The organism is Pedobacter sp. NO84 (assembly GCF_059703915.1).
The window spans coordinates 240,989-254,604 of record NZ_AP046575.1; the positions used below are offsets into that span (position 1 = coordinate 240,989).

A 13,616-nucleotide genomic window follows, 5' to 3' on the forward strand; every position below is an offset into this window, starting at 1 on the left:
GCTAATTGGTTAATGTGCTAATTATTTTAATCTAATCTCACTCACGCTGCATCCCTGTGGCACCATCGGAAATACATTGTTCTCTTTTCCAACCATTACCTCTAGTAAGTACGATCCTTCATGGCTGATCATCGTTTCTAGTGCAGCCCTTAAGTTCTTACGTTCGTTAACCATTTGCCCATCTATGTAATAGGCTTTTGCTAGCGCCACGAAATCAGGACTTGTAATGTTCACGAACGAATATCTTTTTTCATGGAATAACTGTTGCCATTGGCGTACCATTCCCAAAAAGCGGTTATTTAGGATTAAGATTTTAACTGGCGCACCAAACTGCATAATGGTACCAAGCTCTTGTGGGGTCATTTGGAAACCACCATCGCCAATAATGGCAATTACAGTTTTATTTGGCGCGCCATATGTTGCACCAATCGCCGCTGGTAAGCCAAATCCCATAGTACCTAATCCACCAGAGGTGATATTGCTTCTTGTATGGTTAAATTTAGCATATCTACAGGCAACCATTTGATGCTGACCAACATCGGTTACGATAATAGCTTCGCCACCACATATTTCATTAATATTGCGCAATACTTCGCCCATGGTCATTTCATCGCTGCTAGGGTAAAGCTCTGGCGTAATTACCTGATCTATTTCTTCTTGATTATAAGCCCTGAATTTCCCCAACCATTCTTCGTGTTTATTTTCTTTCACCAAATTGGTTAATAAGGGTAGAGTTTCCTTGCAATCGCCCCAAACACCAACTTCCGCTTTTACATTCTTATCGATTTCTGCCGGATCAATATCCAAGTGGATCACTTTAGCCTGTTTTGCGTATTTGTCTAAACGACCGGTAACACGATCATCAAAACGCATCCCAATAGCTATTAATACATCACACTCGTTGGTGAGCACGTTTGGTCCATAATTGCCATGCATGCCTAACATACCTACATTTAGGGGATGGCTTGTAGGTATAGCACCTTCGCCCATAATGGTCCATGCTGCCGGTATGCCACTCTTCTCTATAAATGTTTTAAATTCTTGTTCTGCGGAGCCTAAAATCACGCCCTGACCAAAGAGTACAAATGGCTTTTTAGCCGCATTGATCAATTGGGCAGCCTGTTCTATAAATTCAATCCTAACTTTTGGCTTTGGCCTGTAACTCCGGATATGGTTGCATTTCACATATTCGGGAAACTCCTCAACCTGTAATTGTGCATTTTTGGTGATATCTATTAAAACAGGGCCTGGCCTTCCACTTTTTGCTATATGGAAAGCTTTTGCCAACACCTCTGGGATTTCTTTAGCATCGGTAACCTGATAATTCCATTTGGTAACCGGGGTAGTGATATTGATAACATCCGTTTCCTGAAAGGCATCGGTGCCCAATAAATGGGCGAAAACCTGCCCGGTGATACACACGAGTGGTGTGCTGTCTATCTGGGCATCAGCCAAACCGGTAACCAGATTTGTAGCACCCGGACCGCTTGTGGCAAAAACTATCCCTACTTCGCCGCTTGCTCTGGCAAAGCCTTGCGCAGCGTGTATTCCCCCTTGTTCATGGCGAACCAGGATGTGCTTCAATTTATCGTTATAATCGTAAAGTGCATCATAAATGGGCATAATTGCACCACCAGGATAACCAAAAATGGTATGGACCCCTTCTTCAATTAAACCGTTTAATAACATTTGCGACCCAGTACCTTTAAAGCCCGTTCTTAAATCCTCAGAAGAGGACTTTGTTCGTTTATCCTTTATATCCATCTCCTTAGTCGTAGGTAGTGCCATTACTTCTTCTTTTTCAGTTATATTATTTTCCATAACAAATACTTTAGGTTTCAAATTCCCTTTTAGGGGTTTAGGGAGCATCAGTTACACAGCCCTCTGCAGCTGTAGTTACAGTTTTCGCATATTTGTACAGCACACCTTTTCTTACTTTGAGATCTGGTTGCTTCCACTTTGTTTTGCGTTCGGCAATAATTTCACTGCTCACTTTTAGGGTTATGCTATTGGTTTTTGCACTGATTTCTATTCGGTCTTCATCTTCCACAAAAGCAATCAGGCCCCCATCAAAGTACTCTGGAGTAATGTGGCCCACTACAAATCCGTGGGTTCCTCCGCTAAACCTTCCATCGGTGATCAAGGCTACACTGCTCCCCAATCCAGCCCCATAAATGGCCGAAGTTGGTTTAAGCATTTCGGGCATACCGGGAGCGCCTTTAGGGCCCACATCCCTTATTACAACCACATCACCTGGACGCACTTTGCCGCTTGAAATTCCTGCTATCAGTTCAAATTCACCATTGAAAACCCGAGCCGGACCTTCAAAAAATTCGCCTTCTTTACCACTGATCTTAGCTACACTTCCTCCTTCGGCAAGGTTGCCGTACAAAATCTGTAAATGGCCAGTGGCTTTAATCGGATTTTCGGCAGGAAAGATAATTTTTTGCGTTTCAAAATCAAGGTCAGGAATTGCTTGCATATTCTCGGCAATGGTTTTTCCGGTTACGGTTAAACAATCTCCATGGAGCCATCCTTTTTTGAGCAAATATTTCATAACTGCTGGCACCCCACCAATTTTATGGAGGTCTTCCATCATGTATTTTCCACTTGGTTTCATATCTGCCAATACTGGAATTTTGTTACTGATGGTCTGAAAATCGTCTTGTGTTAAGGAGACATCCACACTTTTTGCCATTGCAATAAGGTGTAGCACGGCATTTGTTGAGCCTCCCAAAACCATAATCGTTACTATGGCGTTTTCAAAAGCTTTTCTCGTCATGATATCGCTGGGTTTGATATCTTTTTCTAATAAAACGCGGATAGCTTTCCCGGCAGCCAAGCATTCGGCCTGTTTTTCGTCGCTCAACGCAGGATTGGATGACGAAAATGGTAAGCTCATGCCTAATGCCTCAATAGCTGCGGCCATTGTGTTTGCGGTGTAAATGCCTCCGCAGGCGCCAGCACCTGGACAAGCATGTTTAATAATCTCTTTAAAATCTATTTCATCAATTTGTCCGGCAATTTTTTTACCTAGCGCTTCAAAAGCCGAAACAATATTTAAATCTTCTCCTTTATAGTGACCAGGTTTTATGGTACCACCATATACCATAATCGAGGGGCGGTTTAATCGTCCCATTGCCATCACAGATCCGGGCATGTTTTTATCACAACCGGGGATGGTAATTAATCCATCATAATATTGACCACCACAAACCGCCTCGATCGAATCGGCAATGATATCTCTGCTCACCAAAGAATAGCGCATGCCTTCGGTACCGTTGCTCATTCCATCGCTTACTCCGATGGTATTAAAAATTAAGCCCACCAAATCAGTTTCCCATACCCCTTTTTTAACTATCTGAGCTAAATCGTTCAGGTGCATATTACAGGTATTTCCATCATAGCCCATGCTGGCAATACCAACCTGCGCTTTTTGCATGTCTTCATCGGTAAGTCCGATGCCATACAACATAGCTTGTGCGGCAGGTTGTGTAGGGTCTTGAGTAAAGGTTTTTGAATACTTGTTAAGTTCGGTCATTTAAGGTTTGATTAGGCGTTAAGGCTTGGCGCATGGGGCATAGCGTTTGTGCTCCATCCCCTCTGCCCCAGACTAGATAATTACTTCATAATTCACTTTTTCGAGTACTAAGTTCTTGTAGGCGCGTTGGATGGTATAGCCAAGACTATCGCTCCATTTTTGTCTGTAAACCGTATCATCTATGGTGTGTATACCGATTACTTCGGCTGCGGTGCCGCAAAAGAAAGCGCTATCTGCATTTTTTAATTCGGCAACACTGATGGTTTTCTCTTCTAATTCTATATCCAGTACTTTACAAAGTTCTATTACAGTAGCCCGGGTAATGCCAGCCAAAATATTTCCTAAGGATGGCGTGAACAATTTCCCTCCTTTTTCGATAAAGATATTTGCTCCAGAGCCTTCAGCAACATTTTCATTCATATCAAGCAATAAAGCCTCGTCAAAACCTCTTTTCTTAGCTTCGGTTGTTGCTAATATCGAGTTTACATAATGCCCACTGATTTTAGCTTCAACGAAAGTAGATTTTGGGTTTGGACGCTGAAAGGGTGAAATGCCCACCTTTAGTTGTTTATTGCCCAAATAGGCACCCCATTCCCAAGCACAGATCATAATCGACACTTTCTCTGGTGCAATTAAAGTCATATTTGGCTCGCTATATACAATAGGACGGATATATGCATCTTTAAGATTATTTAGTTCCAGCAGCTTGTAGGTTTGCTTTATAAGTTCATTGTTATCCCATTGGTATGGTATGCCTACCAACTCGCATGAGCGTTGCAATCTTTCAAAATGCTCTCTGATCTTAAATATACGGGTAGCATTGTGGGTTTTGTAGGCTCTTATTCCTTCAAAGGCTGCCAAACCATAATGTAAAGATTGCCCGTACAAATCTGTCTTAGCGTCTTCGGCTTTCACAAACCGATCATTTAAGTAAATAATAGTGCTTGAATCGTAGTAGTTCATCTTATTTTCTATTTAAAAAAAGCGTCCCTTTTTTATGGGGACGCTTCTTATATCTGAGTATTAAATATTCATTTTATAGCGACCCTTGCTGCTTGATTAGCAGTAGCAGAATAGGAATAAGAATGACAGCTAAAGAAGCGGTGTACGCTAGGTTAGTTACATTACTTAAACTTGAAATTCTTGGGTTATACATTGTCCGTGTTTATAAAAACCAATTTAGTTTTTGGTTCATAAACTATCAATAGTAATTGAAAAATAATTTAAAAAAAATTTAATTTTGTAATTATAGTTAATATCAGTATTAAATTCTTAATAATCTTATTTTGTTAGACGTAAAGATGGTGATAAGTAGACTAAATATGGAATCGGTATTCGGTATAGATATTATGCATGCATTGTAAATAACAGTTTTTCTGCTTAAAATTGTGACTGCTTACAAAATATTGACAAAAACTACTTCAGATAGGTTTTTATTTTTGGTGCTTTTTTAGCGGAGATACCATACCATCTTCGAACGGGATAGGTAGAGAATATTAGTAAAGATAGGAAGTTAAAATAAACTGGAAAGCTGTGTACGAAGAGATAAATTTTCGCGTAGGTTTCTTGATTAATTAAAAAGTAAAGAGAAGAAGTAAATTCGTAAAAGGAAGGTGTTGGAGTATTAATGGTCTTTATAATGATATAATAGAGCGACCATACAAATAAGGTGGTTCCTAAAATCCAGGTAAATTTATTTTTGAATGCAATGATGGCAATTAGTGTTAAAAGTAGGAGGATTTTGCTGTAATTAAATTCTGCTTGTGCGGTAAAGGCTAAATATCCGTCGAAACCAATAATAAAGGCCAAAAAAGCAATCAGAACCCATTTCCCGAAGCCAAGTGATCTATTTGTTGCCAACATGTTGAGACTTAAACCTGGCATTAATTACCCTGGAGATAATAACAAAAACTAAGATCCATGCAAATCCCAACGGTTTATCGTCCTTGTCTTCAATTAACATAGCGGTTAAGTAAGCGAGCACAGCCGCGATGATCAGGGAAATGATGATCAGGGTTCTTTTCTTTAGGTCCAGTCTCTCTTCTGTTAGATCTGTTTGAATGATAATACCTTTTGATTTATTGATGATGTAATGGTGCAAGAAAAGTTGGGCGCCGAAACAGGAAATTAAGATAACGAAATAGATCATTGCGGGCGATAGGACATTTTTGCTGGAAAAAATTAAAGAAGCACCGAAGGGGAAGAGGCCTATAAAAAATAGAAAAATGAGATTTCTTACAATTAATCCTTTGTTATAATCTTTTAATAGGCTAAACATTTTTAGGTGTTTGTACCACATTTGCCCGATAAAGAAAAAACTCAGCGCATAGCAGAAAATGGTTGGCACAATATGCCCCAATGCCGAAAAGAACATGGTATCTGTTGGATATCTGGGATGTTCGGGGAAATGGATTTCTATGGCCATTAACGTAATTACGATAGCAAATACAGCATCGCTAAATAAAATCATACGTTCTAGCTGGAATTCTTTCTTGATTTCCTCTTTGGTAATTTCTTCGTTTTCTTGTTTCATTGAGAATAGCGTTTTTGTAAAAGTAGGAAATTCCAATTAGCTAATTCGCTAATTAGTGAATTAGCTAATGGGGCTGAATCAAAAAAGCCCTTAGATGAAAATCTAAAGGCTTTTTTATAGTGTTTTTCTTTTATTAAGCTACTACAGCTTCGGCCAATACAATAATTTGATTATTAAGCACTTCAACAACTCCACCTTTAATGCTAAAGATTTCTTCGCCTGCTGCACTTTTAATTATTACCGGACCATCCTCTAAAGTGGAGATAATAGGAGCGTGACCTTTCAAAATCTGAAAAGAGCCTAAAGTTCCAGGTACCGTAACTGAAGTTACATCGCCTTCGAAAACTTTTTTATCCGGGGTAAGTATTTCTAATGTCATATGTTATAGCGTTATGCGTAGAGCGTAGGGCGTGCTGAAACGCCAGACGCCAAACGCCAAACAGGTTTTAATTTGCTTCGGCTAGTAATTTCTTGCCTTTTTCAATAGCTTCTTCGATGCTACCAACCAAGTTAAATGCAGCTTCTGGATATTCGTCAACTTCGCCATCCATGATCATATTAAAACCTTTGATGGTATCTTTAATATCAACCAATACACCTTTTAGGCCGGTAAATTGTTCAGCTACGTGGAAAGGTTGTGATAGGAAACGTTGAACACGACGAGCACGAGATACCACTAATTTATCTTCCTCAGATAATTCGTCCATACCTAAGATCGCGATGATATCCTGTAATTCTTTATATCGTTGTAAAGTTTCTTTAACGCGTTGAGCGGTGTTGTAATGTTCATCACCTAATACAGCTGGAGAAAGAATACGAGAAGTAGAATCCAATGGATCTACCGCAGGGTAAATTCCTAGTTCAGCAATTTTACGTGAAAGTACCGTTGTTGCATCCAAGTGGGCAAAAGTTGTTGCTGGAGCAGGGTCAGTTAAATCATCTGCTGGTACATAAACTGCCTGTACCGAGGTGATTGACCCACGTTTTGTAGATGTAATACGTTCCTGCATCAAACCCATTTCTGTTGCCAACGTTGGTTGGTAACCTACGGCTGACGGCATACGGCCCAATAGTGCCGACACTTCAGAACCCGCCTGTGTAAAACGGAAGATGTTATCAACGAAGAAAAGGATGTCTTTTCCAGCGCCTTCGCCATCACCATCACGGAAATATTCTGCAACTGTTAATCCTGATAGGGCTACACGTGCACGTGCACCAGGAGGCTCGTTCATCTGACCGAATACCAAGGTTGCTTTTGATTCTTTTAATTTTTCGGTATCAACAGTTTTTAAATCCCATCCACCTTTTTCCATAGAATGAAGGAATTCATCACCATAGTTGATTACACCAGATTCAATAAACTCACGTAAAAGGTCATTACCTTCACGGGTACGCTCACCTACACCAGCAAATACTGATAAACCTGCATATGCTTTGGCAATATTATTTACCAATTCCATAATTAATACAGTTTTACCTACACCCGCACCTCCAAACAATCCAATTTTACCGCCTTTTGCGTATGGCTCTAATAAATCGATTACTTTAATACCAGTAAACAGTACCTCAGTTTCCGTAGATAAATCTTCAAACTTAGGAGGGGCATTATGAATTGGACGACCACCAGTTTTATCAACTGCTGAAATACCATCAATTGCTTCTCCAACCACATTAAACAAACGACCTTTAATCTGATCTCCAACAGGCATTTTGATAGGCGCGCCAGTATCAATGGCATCCATACCTCTAACCAAACCGTCAGTTGAATCCATCGAAATGGCACGTACACGGTCTTCACCAAGGTGTTGTTGAACTTCAAGAACGATCTTTTGTCCGTTTTCTTTAGTAATCTCTAAAGCAGAGAAAATTTTAGGTAAATGAGCATCGTTAGCAAAACTTACGTCAACTACCGGTCCTATAATCTGCGCTATCTTTCCAATGTTAGGCATATATTGTTTTTGGTAAAATTATAAAAATCAATCCCGATAGTCCCACAGGGACTCCCTCGGAGCTATCGGGAGTTAAGGCATTTTTAAGTGCCCGCAATTCGGTTTGCAAAGTTATGATTTTTCGTGTTAAAAATTATACATAAATCAAAAAAAATTCAACAGTTTTTTTATCAGTAATTTAGCGGCTATGAAAACCGTATTAGTTACAGGAAGCAACGGGCTTTTAGGTCAGAAAATTACCGCAAAGATTATAAAGGAGGGAGGTGTAAACCTTATCGCTACTTCAAAAGGCAGAAATCGTTACCCTAAAGCCGAGGGTTATACGTATGCCGAAATGGATATTCTGGATCCGGATCAGGTGAAATCTGTAATTGAAAAATTTAAACCCGATGCAATTATCCATACAGCAGCCCTGACCAACGTTGATACCTGCCACGTACAACGCGAGTTGGCCTATCAGTTAAATGTAATTGCAGTACAAACGTTGGTGAGTTATTGTGAAACCTATTCTATACATTTCATCCACTTATCGACCGATTTTGTGTTTGATGGGGCAAGTGGTCCGTATGTAGAAGACGACTCTCCAAATCCCGTTAGTTATTATGGGGAAACCAAATTGCTTGGAGAGGAAATCGTTAAGCAAGCTGTTTGCAAATGGGCTATTTTGAGGACCATTTTAGTGTATGGTATTGTAGGAGACATGAGCCGTAGTAATATTGTAGTTTGGGCCAAAGGGGCATTAGAAAAAGGCGATTCTTTGAATGTGGTGAACGATCAATGGCGTACTCCCACCTTAGCAGAAGATTTGGCCGATGCCTGTATGTTGAGCGTTGAGAGAGAAGCGCAGGGTGTATTCCATATTTCTGGGAAAGATATGATGAGTATCTCCGAATTGGTTGCTCGGGTAGCCAGTTTCTGGCAACTGGATGATTCTTTAATTAATGAAGTGAGTGCAGCTACATTAAATCAGGCAGCGAAACGTCCTGGTAAAACCGGATTTATTTTAGACAAAGCCATGACCGAATTAAACTATCAACCCCATAGCTTTGAGGAAGGATTGGAGATTGTGAGGAAACAGCTAGAGAGAAATTAAATAACAGTCCGAGAGTCGGAAAGTCCGCGAGTCTGAAGTGTATCGTCAAACCTTCCAACCTTGCAACAATTGAAATTATAACCTAATTATATGTCTCTACAACCAGGCGATAAAGCCCCAGATTTTACATTATTTAATTCAGAATTAAAAGAGATTTCGTTATCCGACTATAAAGGGAAGAAATTGGTTATTCATTTTTTTCCGATGGCGTTTACTGGAACCTGTACCACGCAGTTGTGTACGATGCGGGATAGTTTCGGGTATTATGAAGGGATGAATGCAGCTGTAGTTGCCATTTCTGTAGACTCACCTTTTACGTTAGCTAAGTTTAAAGAAGAGCAATTTTATCAATTTCCAATGTTATCTGATTTTAATAAGGAAATTTCGAAAGCCTATGGTGCTCTTTACGATCAATTTGTATTTAACTTAAAAGGGGTATCTAAAAGGGCCGCGTTTGTTGTAAATGAAAAGGGTACGATTACTTATTCAGAGGTCTTGGAAAATGCTGGAGATTTGCCGGATTTTGAGAAAATAAAAGAGGCAGTAAGTACCTAATTGATTTATTCTTCAAAAAAATTGTTAAATTGATTTTCAAGCGTTACTTTTGCAGTCCGTTAACCATACGGGACAATGACTTTCGCATTTGTAGCTCAACTGGATAGAGCATCTCACTACGGATGAGAAGGTTTGGGGTTCGAATCCCTACAAGTGCACAAATTAAAGCCTTGCAGCCAACAGGCGGTAAGGCTTTTAAAATTTTAAAGCCAATCTTAATGCTAAATTTTGTTCTCTTTGGTCCTCCAGGTGCAGGCAAAGGCACCCAGTCGCAGAAACTGATTGATAAATATCAGTTGGTTCATATTTCTACTGGAGATCTTTTTAGGGCACACATTAAAAATCAAACTGCTTTAGGGAAGAGAGTGAGCAAGCTGATTGCGGAGGGCGAATTGGTTCCAGACAAAATTACAATTGATATGTTGGAGGAAGAAATCGATAAAAACCCTAGTGCTAAGGGTTTTGTATTCGATGGTTTTCCAAGAACCATTCCTCAGGCTGTAGAATTAGATAAATTTTTAGAAGGAAAAGGCAGTAACATTGCGGGTGTAATTGCTTTGGATGTAGCTAAAGATGAATTGGTTAAGCGTATCGCTCAACGTCAATTAGAAACAGGTAGGGTAGATGATCAAGTTGTTAAATCTCAAAAAAGAATTGACGAATATTTCAATAAGATTATTCTAGTTTTACCTTATTACGACGAGCAAAAGAAACTCACCAAAATAAATGGTATTGGTAATATCGATGATATCTTTAACAAGCTTTGCGCTGTTATCGATAAGTACTAAATTAGCTAATTAGCTAATTAGCCAATTAGCTAATTAAGAAATGTCACAAGGATCAAATTTTGTAGATTACGTTAAAATTTGTTGCCGTTCGGGCAAGGGCGGAGCAGGGTCTGCACATTTGCATCGTGATAAGCTTACATCTACAGGCGGGCCTGATGGTGGAGATGGAGGCAGAGGTGGTCACATTATCCTAAAAGGAAATGCCCAGTTCTGGACATTATTGCATTTAAAATACCGGAAACATATTATAGCTAAAGACGGAGAGAGCGGAGGAAGCAGTCAGAAAACCGGGAAGACAGGTGCAGATGAGATCTTGGAAGTTCCGTTGGGTACCATTGCCCGTGATGCAGAAACAGGGGATATCCTTTTCGAAATTACCGAAGATGGGGAGACCAAAATTTTAACGCCAGGAGGTAGGGGTGGACTTGGAAATTGGCATTTTAAAACGCCAACTTTACAAACCCCTCGTTTTGCACAGCCAGGAGAATCGGGGAAAGAAGAGTGGATGGTATTGGAACTTAAAGTACTTGCCGATGTGGGATTGGTAGGTTTCCCAAATGCCGGCAAATCAACGCTGTTATCTGTATTATCTGCGGCTAAGCCAGAAATTGCTGATTATCCTTTCACTACGTTAGTCCCTAATCTTGGCATTGTTTCCTATCGCAATGGCAAATCTTTCGTAATGGCTGATATTCCAGGAATTATTGAAGGAGCTTCTAAAGGAAAAGGTTTGGGATTTAGATTTTTACGTCATATTGAACGTAATTCTGTGCTTCTTTTTATGGTGCCGGCTGATACCAATAGAAGTATCAAAGAAGAATACCAGATTTTAAAGAACGAACTGCAACAGTTTAATCCAGAGTTGATGCAAAAACCACATCTCCTTGCTATCACAAAAGCTGATATGTTGGATGAAGAACTAAAAGCAGAAATAAGTTTAGATCTACCACAGGTGCCCACCTTATTTATTTCTTCGGTAGCACAACAAGGCATCACCGAACTTAAAGATCTTCTTTGGAAAACGATCAATGAGGAATAAAAACTGTCAGGCTGAGCGTAGTCGAAGCCAGTTTAATTTCTTTGTTCAAACCACTGAGTTTGATTCCACTTCGACTACGCTCAGTGTGACAAGTATATTTTTTATTCAATCAGTCTGTCTTTCACCCTCACTGCCGGATTGCCTTGATAAATGCTATAGGCTTCAAGATTCTTAGTAGCAATAGAACCTACCGTTAATACAGCATGCGAAAATGCAGTGATACCGGGACAAACGGTAGCATTTGCGCCAATCCATACCCCGTCTTCTAGCGTAATGGGCTTTGTTATTAAATCAAAAGTTGATTTTTTATAATTGTGATTGCCAGTTAACAACATGGCCTTTTGCGAAATACAAACATTAGCTCCAATCGTAACCTGTTCTAGGTTTTCTATCCTGCACTCTGCCAACCATGAATGATCTCCAATAGTTAATTTCCAAGGATAGTGAATATAGATATATGGCTTAATCCGTACATCTTTGCCAATTTTAGCTCCATAAAGCTTAAGTATAGCGATGAGGATGCTGCTTGAAGGAATTAATCCAGAACGAAAAAAAAGCATACTCGTAAAGTACCAGCAAAACAACTTGAATGAAGATGCTCCGATAGCAAAATCTTTTTTATCAAAGTCTTTTTTAAGTTGGGTTATATTACTCAATTCTATTTCTCTTTAGCAATCAATGTGGTATTTTTCTTAATCCAATAATAAAGTACGATAAAAATACAAATGTAGACCAGAATATTAAAAATTTCATGATGGTACTGGAAATTGCTCCTTTGCGATTTAAACAGTCCCAATAATACGCCAAGTGCTACAATTCGGAGCATATTTAACATATAGATCATCAAAAGACCAAATACAAGTAGTTTCCATTTAGATGCTAATTTAGCTGGAAAAGCGATAACAAAAGCGACAAGAAAACACATTACGCCTATACCCAGACAGGCGTAATTGATGCGTAGATAAGGGCCGCTTACAACCATTACGTCCATTTTATTGTGGATTGTGTAAAATCCAAATAGCTTGATCAGCCATGCTGCAGGCACGATTAATGCTGATTTAAGGGCTTGGATATAATTAAAATGGGTAGCGAGGGTTTCGTTATAATATTTTCCGCCATTTAGAACACTGTTCATAAAAAGATTTCCCTGACTAAAAAGAAAATAGAAAAACAGTAGTTTAATCACAAAGATGATAGCCATTCTATTTGCTTGCTTTTTATCCTGTAATTCGTTCATTGAGAGATAATTAATTAGTTGAGTTTATTTCGTGTGATTTTATAATTTCCTTAATTTTTAGATCGACAATTAACCTGAACCAGAAACCTTGCAAAAAGTGGAATAAAATCCCTGTTGATCCATCTAATATGCCTAATTTAAAAAACAAGCGATAGCTAAAATAAATAAAAGGCCTTAAACCTAAGGGTAATTTCCACCATAATCTTTTTAGCCATGCGATTCGTTCGTCGGGACTACCCCAAAATTTTGGCGTTATGGTCTGTTGCCTTAGGTGATTTCTTCTTTCAATTTCCTCGCGTGCAATAAGATCGCTGTATTTGTTGTGTTTTTCTATCCAGAAGCTGATCTTGTTTTCCTTAAGATTTTCTTCTAAAATATGGCCATCCTTCCAAATTTTTGTTTCGCCGCTAACGATAAAGCGGTGATCCATATTTTCATTAAGATCAGAGTAACCGATATCGGTTCTGATCATTTTTAGGAGATATTTAGGGTAGTAACCCCCAAACCGGATCCATTTGCCCCTAAAATAATTTTTACGGTTAAAATAAATCCCATTAATGTTCGTGAAGTTTTCATTTTTGAATTCTTTTAACCTTTTGAATAGTTCGGGAGTTACCTCATGGTCTGCATCTAGGCCTATGGTCCATGGGGTTTGGACATCAAAATTCTTTAACGCAAAATCCCATTGTTTAGGGTGATTTTCGAACGGATTATGCTTAATATGTGCGCCATAACTTTGGGCAATAGCGAGAGTTTGGTCGGTACTTCCAGAATCTAGCACAAAGATTTCAGCCTCTAAACCTACAATAGAGCTCAACAATCGTGGTAAATGTTGTTCTTCGTTGAAAGTAAGAATGATGAAACTAAACTCCTTGTTCATA

Annotated in this window: 14 protein-coding genes and 1 tRNA gene; 5 read left to right on the forward strand and 10 right to left on the reverse strand. The window is 39.2% G+C overall.

Annotated elements, in window-relative coordinates:
• Positions 1-21: 21 nt before the first annotated feature.
• The 7 genes from ilvB to atpD form a co-directional block, all read right to left on the reverse strand.
• Positions 22-1,689 carry a biosynthetic-type acetolactate synthase large subunit gene (ilvB, locus tag AC6H0V_RS01130; RefSeq protein WP_497563355.1) on the reverse strand — a complete coding sequence of 556 codons (1,668 nt, stop codon included), beginning with the start codon at positions 1,687-1,689 and terminating at the stop codon, positions 22-24.
• A gap of 169 nt (positions 1,690-1,858) precedes the next feature.
• Entirely contained in the window at positions 1,859-3,541 is a 1,683-nt protein-coding gene (gene ilvD / locus AC6H0V_RS01135; RefSeq protein WP_497561866.1) for a dihydroxy-acid dehydratase, read from the reverse strand.
• A 72-nt stretch (positions 3,542-3,613) separates the two neighbouring features.
• Positions 3,614-4,504, reverse strand: coding sequence for a branched-chain amino acid transaminase (locus tag AC6H0V_RS01140; protein ID WP_497561867.1), 891 nt, complete (start codon positions 4,502-4,504; stop codon positions 3,614-3,616).
• Between the two features lie 453 nt (positions 4,505-4,957).
• Positions 4,958-5,404 (reverse strand): hypothetical protein, encoded by a 447-nt coding sequence (locus AC6H0V_RS01145; RefSeq protein WP_497561868.1) that lies wholly within the window; start codon positions 5,402-5,404, stop codon positions 4,958-4,960.
• Positions 5,388-6,074, reverse strand: a complete 687-nt coding sequence (locus tag AC6H0V_RS01150) for a TMEM175 family protein (protein ID WP_497561869.1) — start codon at positions 6,072-6,074, stop codon at positions 5,388-5,390. Before AC6H0V_RS01150 ends, AC6H0V_RS01145 begins: the two co-directional genes overlap by 17 nt.
• Positions 6,075-6,207: 133 nt before the next feature.
• The gene (atpC, locus tag AC6H0V_RS01155) at positions 6,208-6,453 is read right to left on the reverse strand and encodes an ATP synthase F1 subunit epsilon (RefSeq protein ID WP_497561870.1); all 246 of its coding nucleotides are present in this window, start codon (positions 6,451-6,453) and stop codon (positions 6,208-6,210) included.
• A 67-nt stretch (positions 6,454-6,520) separates the two neighbouring features.
• Positions 6,521-8,023: a F0F1 ATP synthase subunit beta gene (atpD, locus tag AC6H0V_RS01160; RefSeq protein ID WP_497561871.1), complete on the reverse strand. Its 1,503-nt coding sequence runs from the start codon at positions 8,021-8,023 to the stop codon at positions 6,521-6,523.
• A gap of 187 nt (positions 8,024-8,210) precedes the next feature.
• Here atpD and AC6H0V_RS01165 point away from each other — a divergent pair, with 187 nt between their 5' ends.
• The 5 genes from AC6H0V_RS01165 (at position 8,211) to obgE (ending at position 11,498) form a co-directional block, all read left to right on the forward strand.
• Complete coding sequence (locus AC6H0V_RS01165) at positions 8,211-9,116, forward strand: SDR family oxidoreductase (RefSeq protein ID WP_497561872.1); 906 nt, start codon at positions 8,211-8,213, stop codon at positions 9,114-9,116.
• A 90-nt stretch (positions 9,117-9,206) separates the two neighbouring features.
• The gene (locus tag AC6H0V_RS01170; protein WP_497561873.1) at positions 9,207-9,671 is read left to right on the forward strand and encodes a redoxin domain-containing protein; all 465 of its coding nucleotides are present in this window, start codon (positions 9,207-9,209) and stop codon (positions 9,669-9,671) included.
• Between the two features lie 84 nt (positions 9,672-9,755).
• Positions 9,756-9,829 (forward strand) — tRNA-Arg (locus tag AC6H0V_RS01175).
• Between the two features lie 60 nt (positions 9,830-9,889).
• Positions 9,890-10,459 (forward strand): adenylate kinase, encoded by a 570-nt coding sequence (locus AC6H0V_RS01180; protein ID WP_497561874.1) that lies wholly within the window; start codon positions 9,890-9,892, stop codon positions 10,457-10,459.
• Between the two features lie 40 nt (positions 10,460-10,499).
• Entirely contained in the window at positions 10,500-11,498 is a 999-nt protein-coding gene (gene obgE, locus AC6H0V_RS01185; RefSeq protein ID WP_497561875.1) for a GTPase ObgE, read from the forward strand.
• A 101-nt stretch (positions 11,499-11,599) separates the two neighbouring features.
• Here the strand turns inward: obgE and AC6H0V_RS01190 are convergent, their stop codons facing one another.
• From AC6H0V_RS01190 to AC6H0V_RS01200, 3 genes are read right to left on the reverse strand one after another with little or no spacing between them, the layout of a single operon-like run.
• On the reverse strand, positions 11,600-12,154 hold the full coding sequence (locus AC6H0V_RS01190; RefSeq protein WP_497561876.1) for a WcaF family extracellular polysaccharide biosynthesis acetyltransferase: 555 nt from the start codon (positions 12,152-12,154) through the stop codon (positions 11,600-11,602).
• Between the two features lie 2 nt (positions 12,155-12,156).
• Positions 12,157-12,735, reverse strand: a complete 579-nt coding sequence (gene xrtY, locus AC6H0V_RS01195; RefSeq protein WP_497561877.1) for an exosortase Y — start codon at positions 12,733-12,735, stop codon at positions 12,157-12,159.
• Positions 12,736-12,745: 10 nt separating this feature from the next.
• Positions 12,746-13,615, reverse strand: coding sequence for a glycosyltransferase family 2 protein (locus AC6H0V_RS01200; RefSeq protein WP_497561878.1), 870 nt, complete (start codon positions 13,613-13,615; stop codon positions 12,746-12,748).
• Position 13,616: the final 1 nt, after the last annotated feature.

Coding starts and splice junctions, on each gene's coding strand:
- atpC (WP_497561870.1), bottom strand. CDS start 6,453: ATGACATTAGAAATACTTACCCCGGATAAAAAAGTTTTCGAAGGCGAT.
- AC6H0V_RS01200 (WP_497561878.1), bottom strand. CDS start 13,615: ATGAACAAGGAGTTTAGTTTCATCATTCTTACTTTCAACGAAGAACAA.
- obgE (WP_497561875.1), top strand. CDS start 10,500: ATGTCACAAGGATCAAATTTTGTAGATTACGTTAAAATTTGTTGCCGT.
- AC6H0V_RS01180 (WP_497561874.1), top strand. CDS start 9,890: ATGCTAAATTTTGTTCTCTTTGGTCCTCCAGGTGCAGGCAAAGGCACC.
- AC6H0V_RS01170 (WP_497561873.1), top strand. CDS start 9,207: ATGTCTCTACAACCAGGCGATAAAGCCCCAGATTTTACATTATTTAAT.
- AC6H0V_RS01140 (WP_497561867.1), bottom strand. CDS start 4,504: ATGAACTACTACGATTCAAGCACTATTATTTACTTAAATGATCGGTTT.
- ilvB (WP_497563355.1), bottom strand. CDS start 1,689: ATGTTATTAAACGGTTTAATTGAAGAAGGGGTCCATACCATTTTTGGT.
- ilvD (WP_497561866.1), bottom strand. CDS start 3,541: ATGACCGAACTTAACAAGTATTCAAAAACCTTTACTCAAGACCCTACA.
- atpD (WP_497561871.1), bottom strand. CDS start 8,023: ATGCCTAACATTGGAAAGATAGCGCAGATTATAGGACCGGTAGTTGAC.
- AC6H0V_RS01165 (WP_497561872.1), top strand. CDS start 8,211: ATGAAAACCGTATTAGTTACAGGAAGCAACGGGCTTTTAGGTCAGAAA.
- xrtY (WP_497561877.1), bottom strand. CDS start 12,735: ATGAACGAATTACAGGATAAAAAGCAAGCAAATAGAATGGCTATCATC.
- AC6H0V_RS01150 (WP_497561869.1), bottom strand. CDS start 6,074: ATGAAACAAGAAAACGAAGAAATTACCAAAGAGGAAATCAAGAAAGAA.
- AC6H0V_RS01145 (WP_497561868.1), bottom strand. CDS start 5,404: ATGTTGGCAACAAATAGATCACTTGGCTTCGGGAAATGGGTTCTGATT.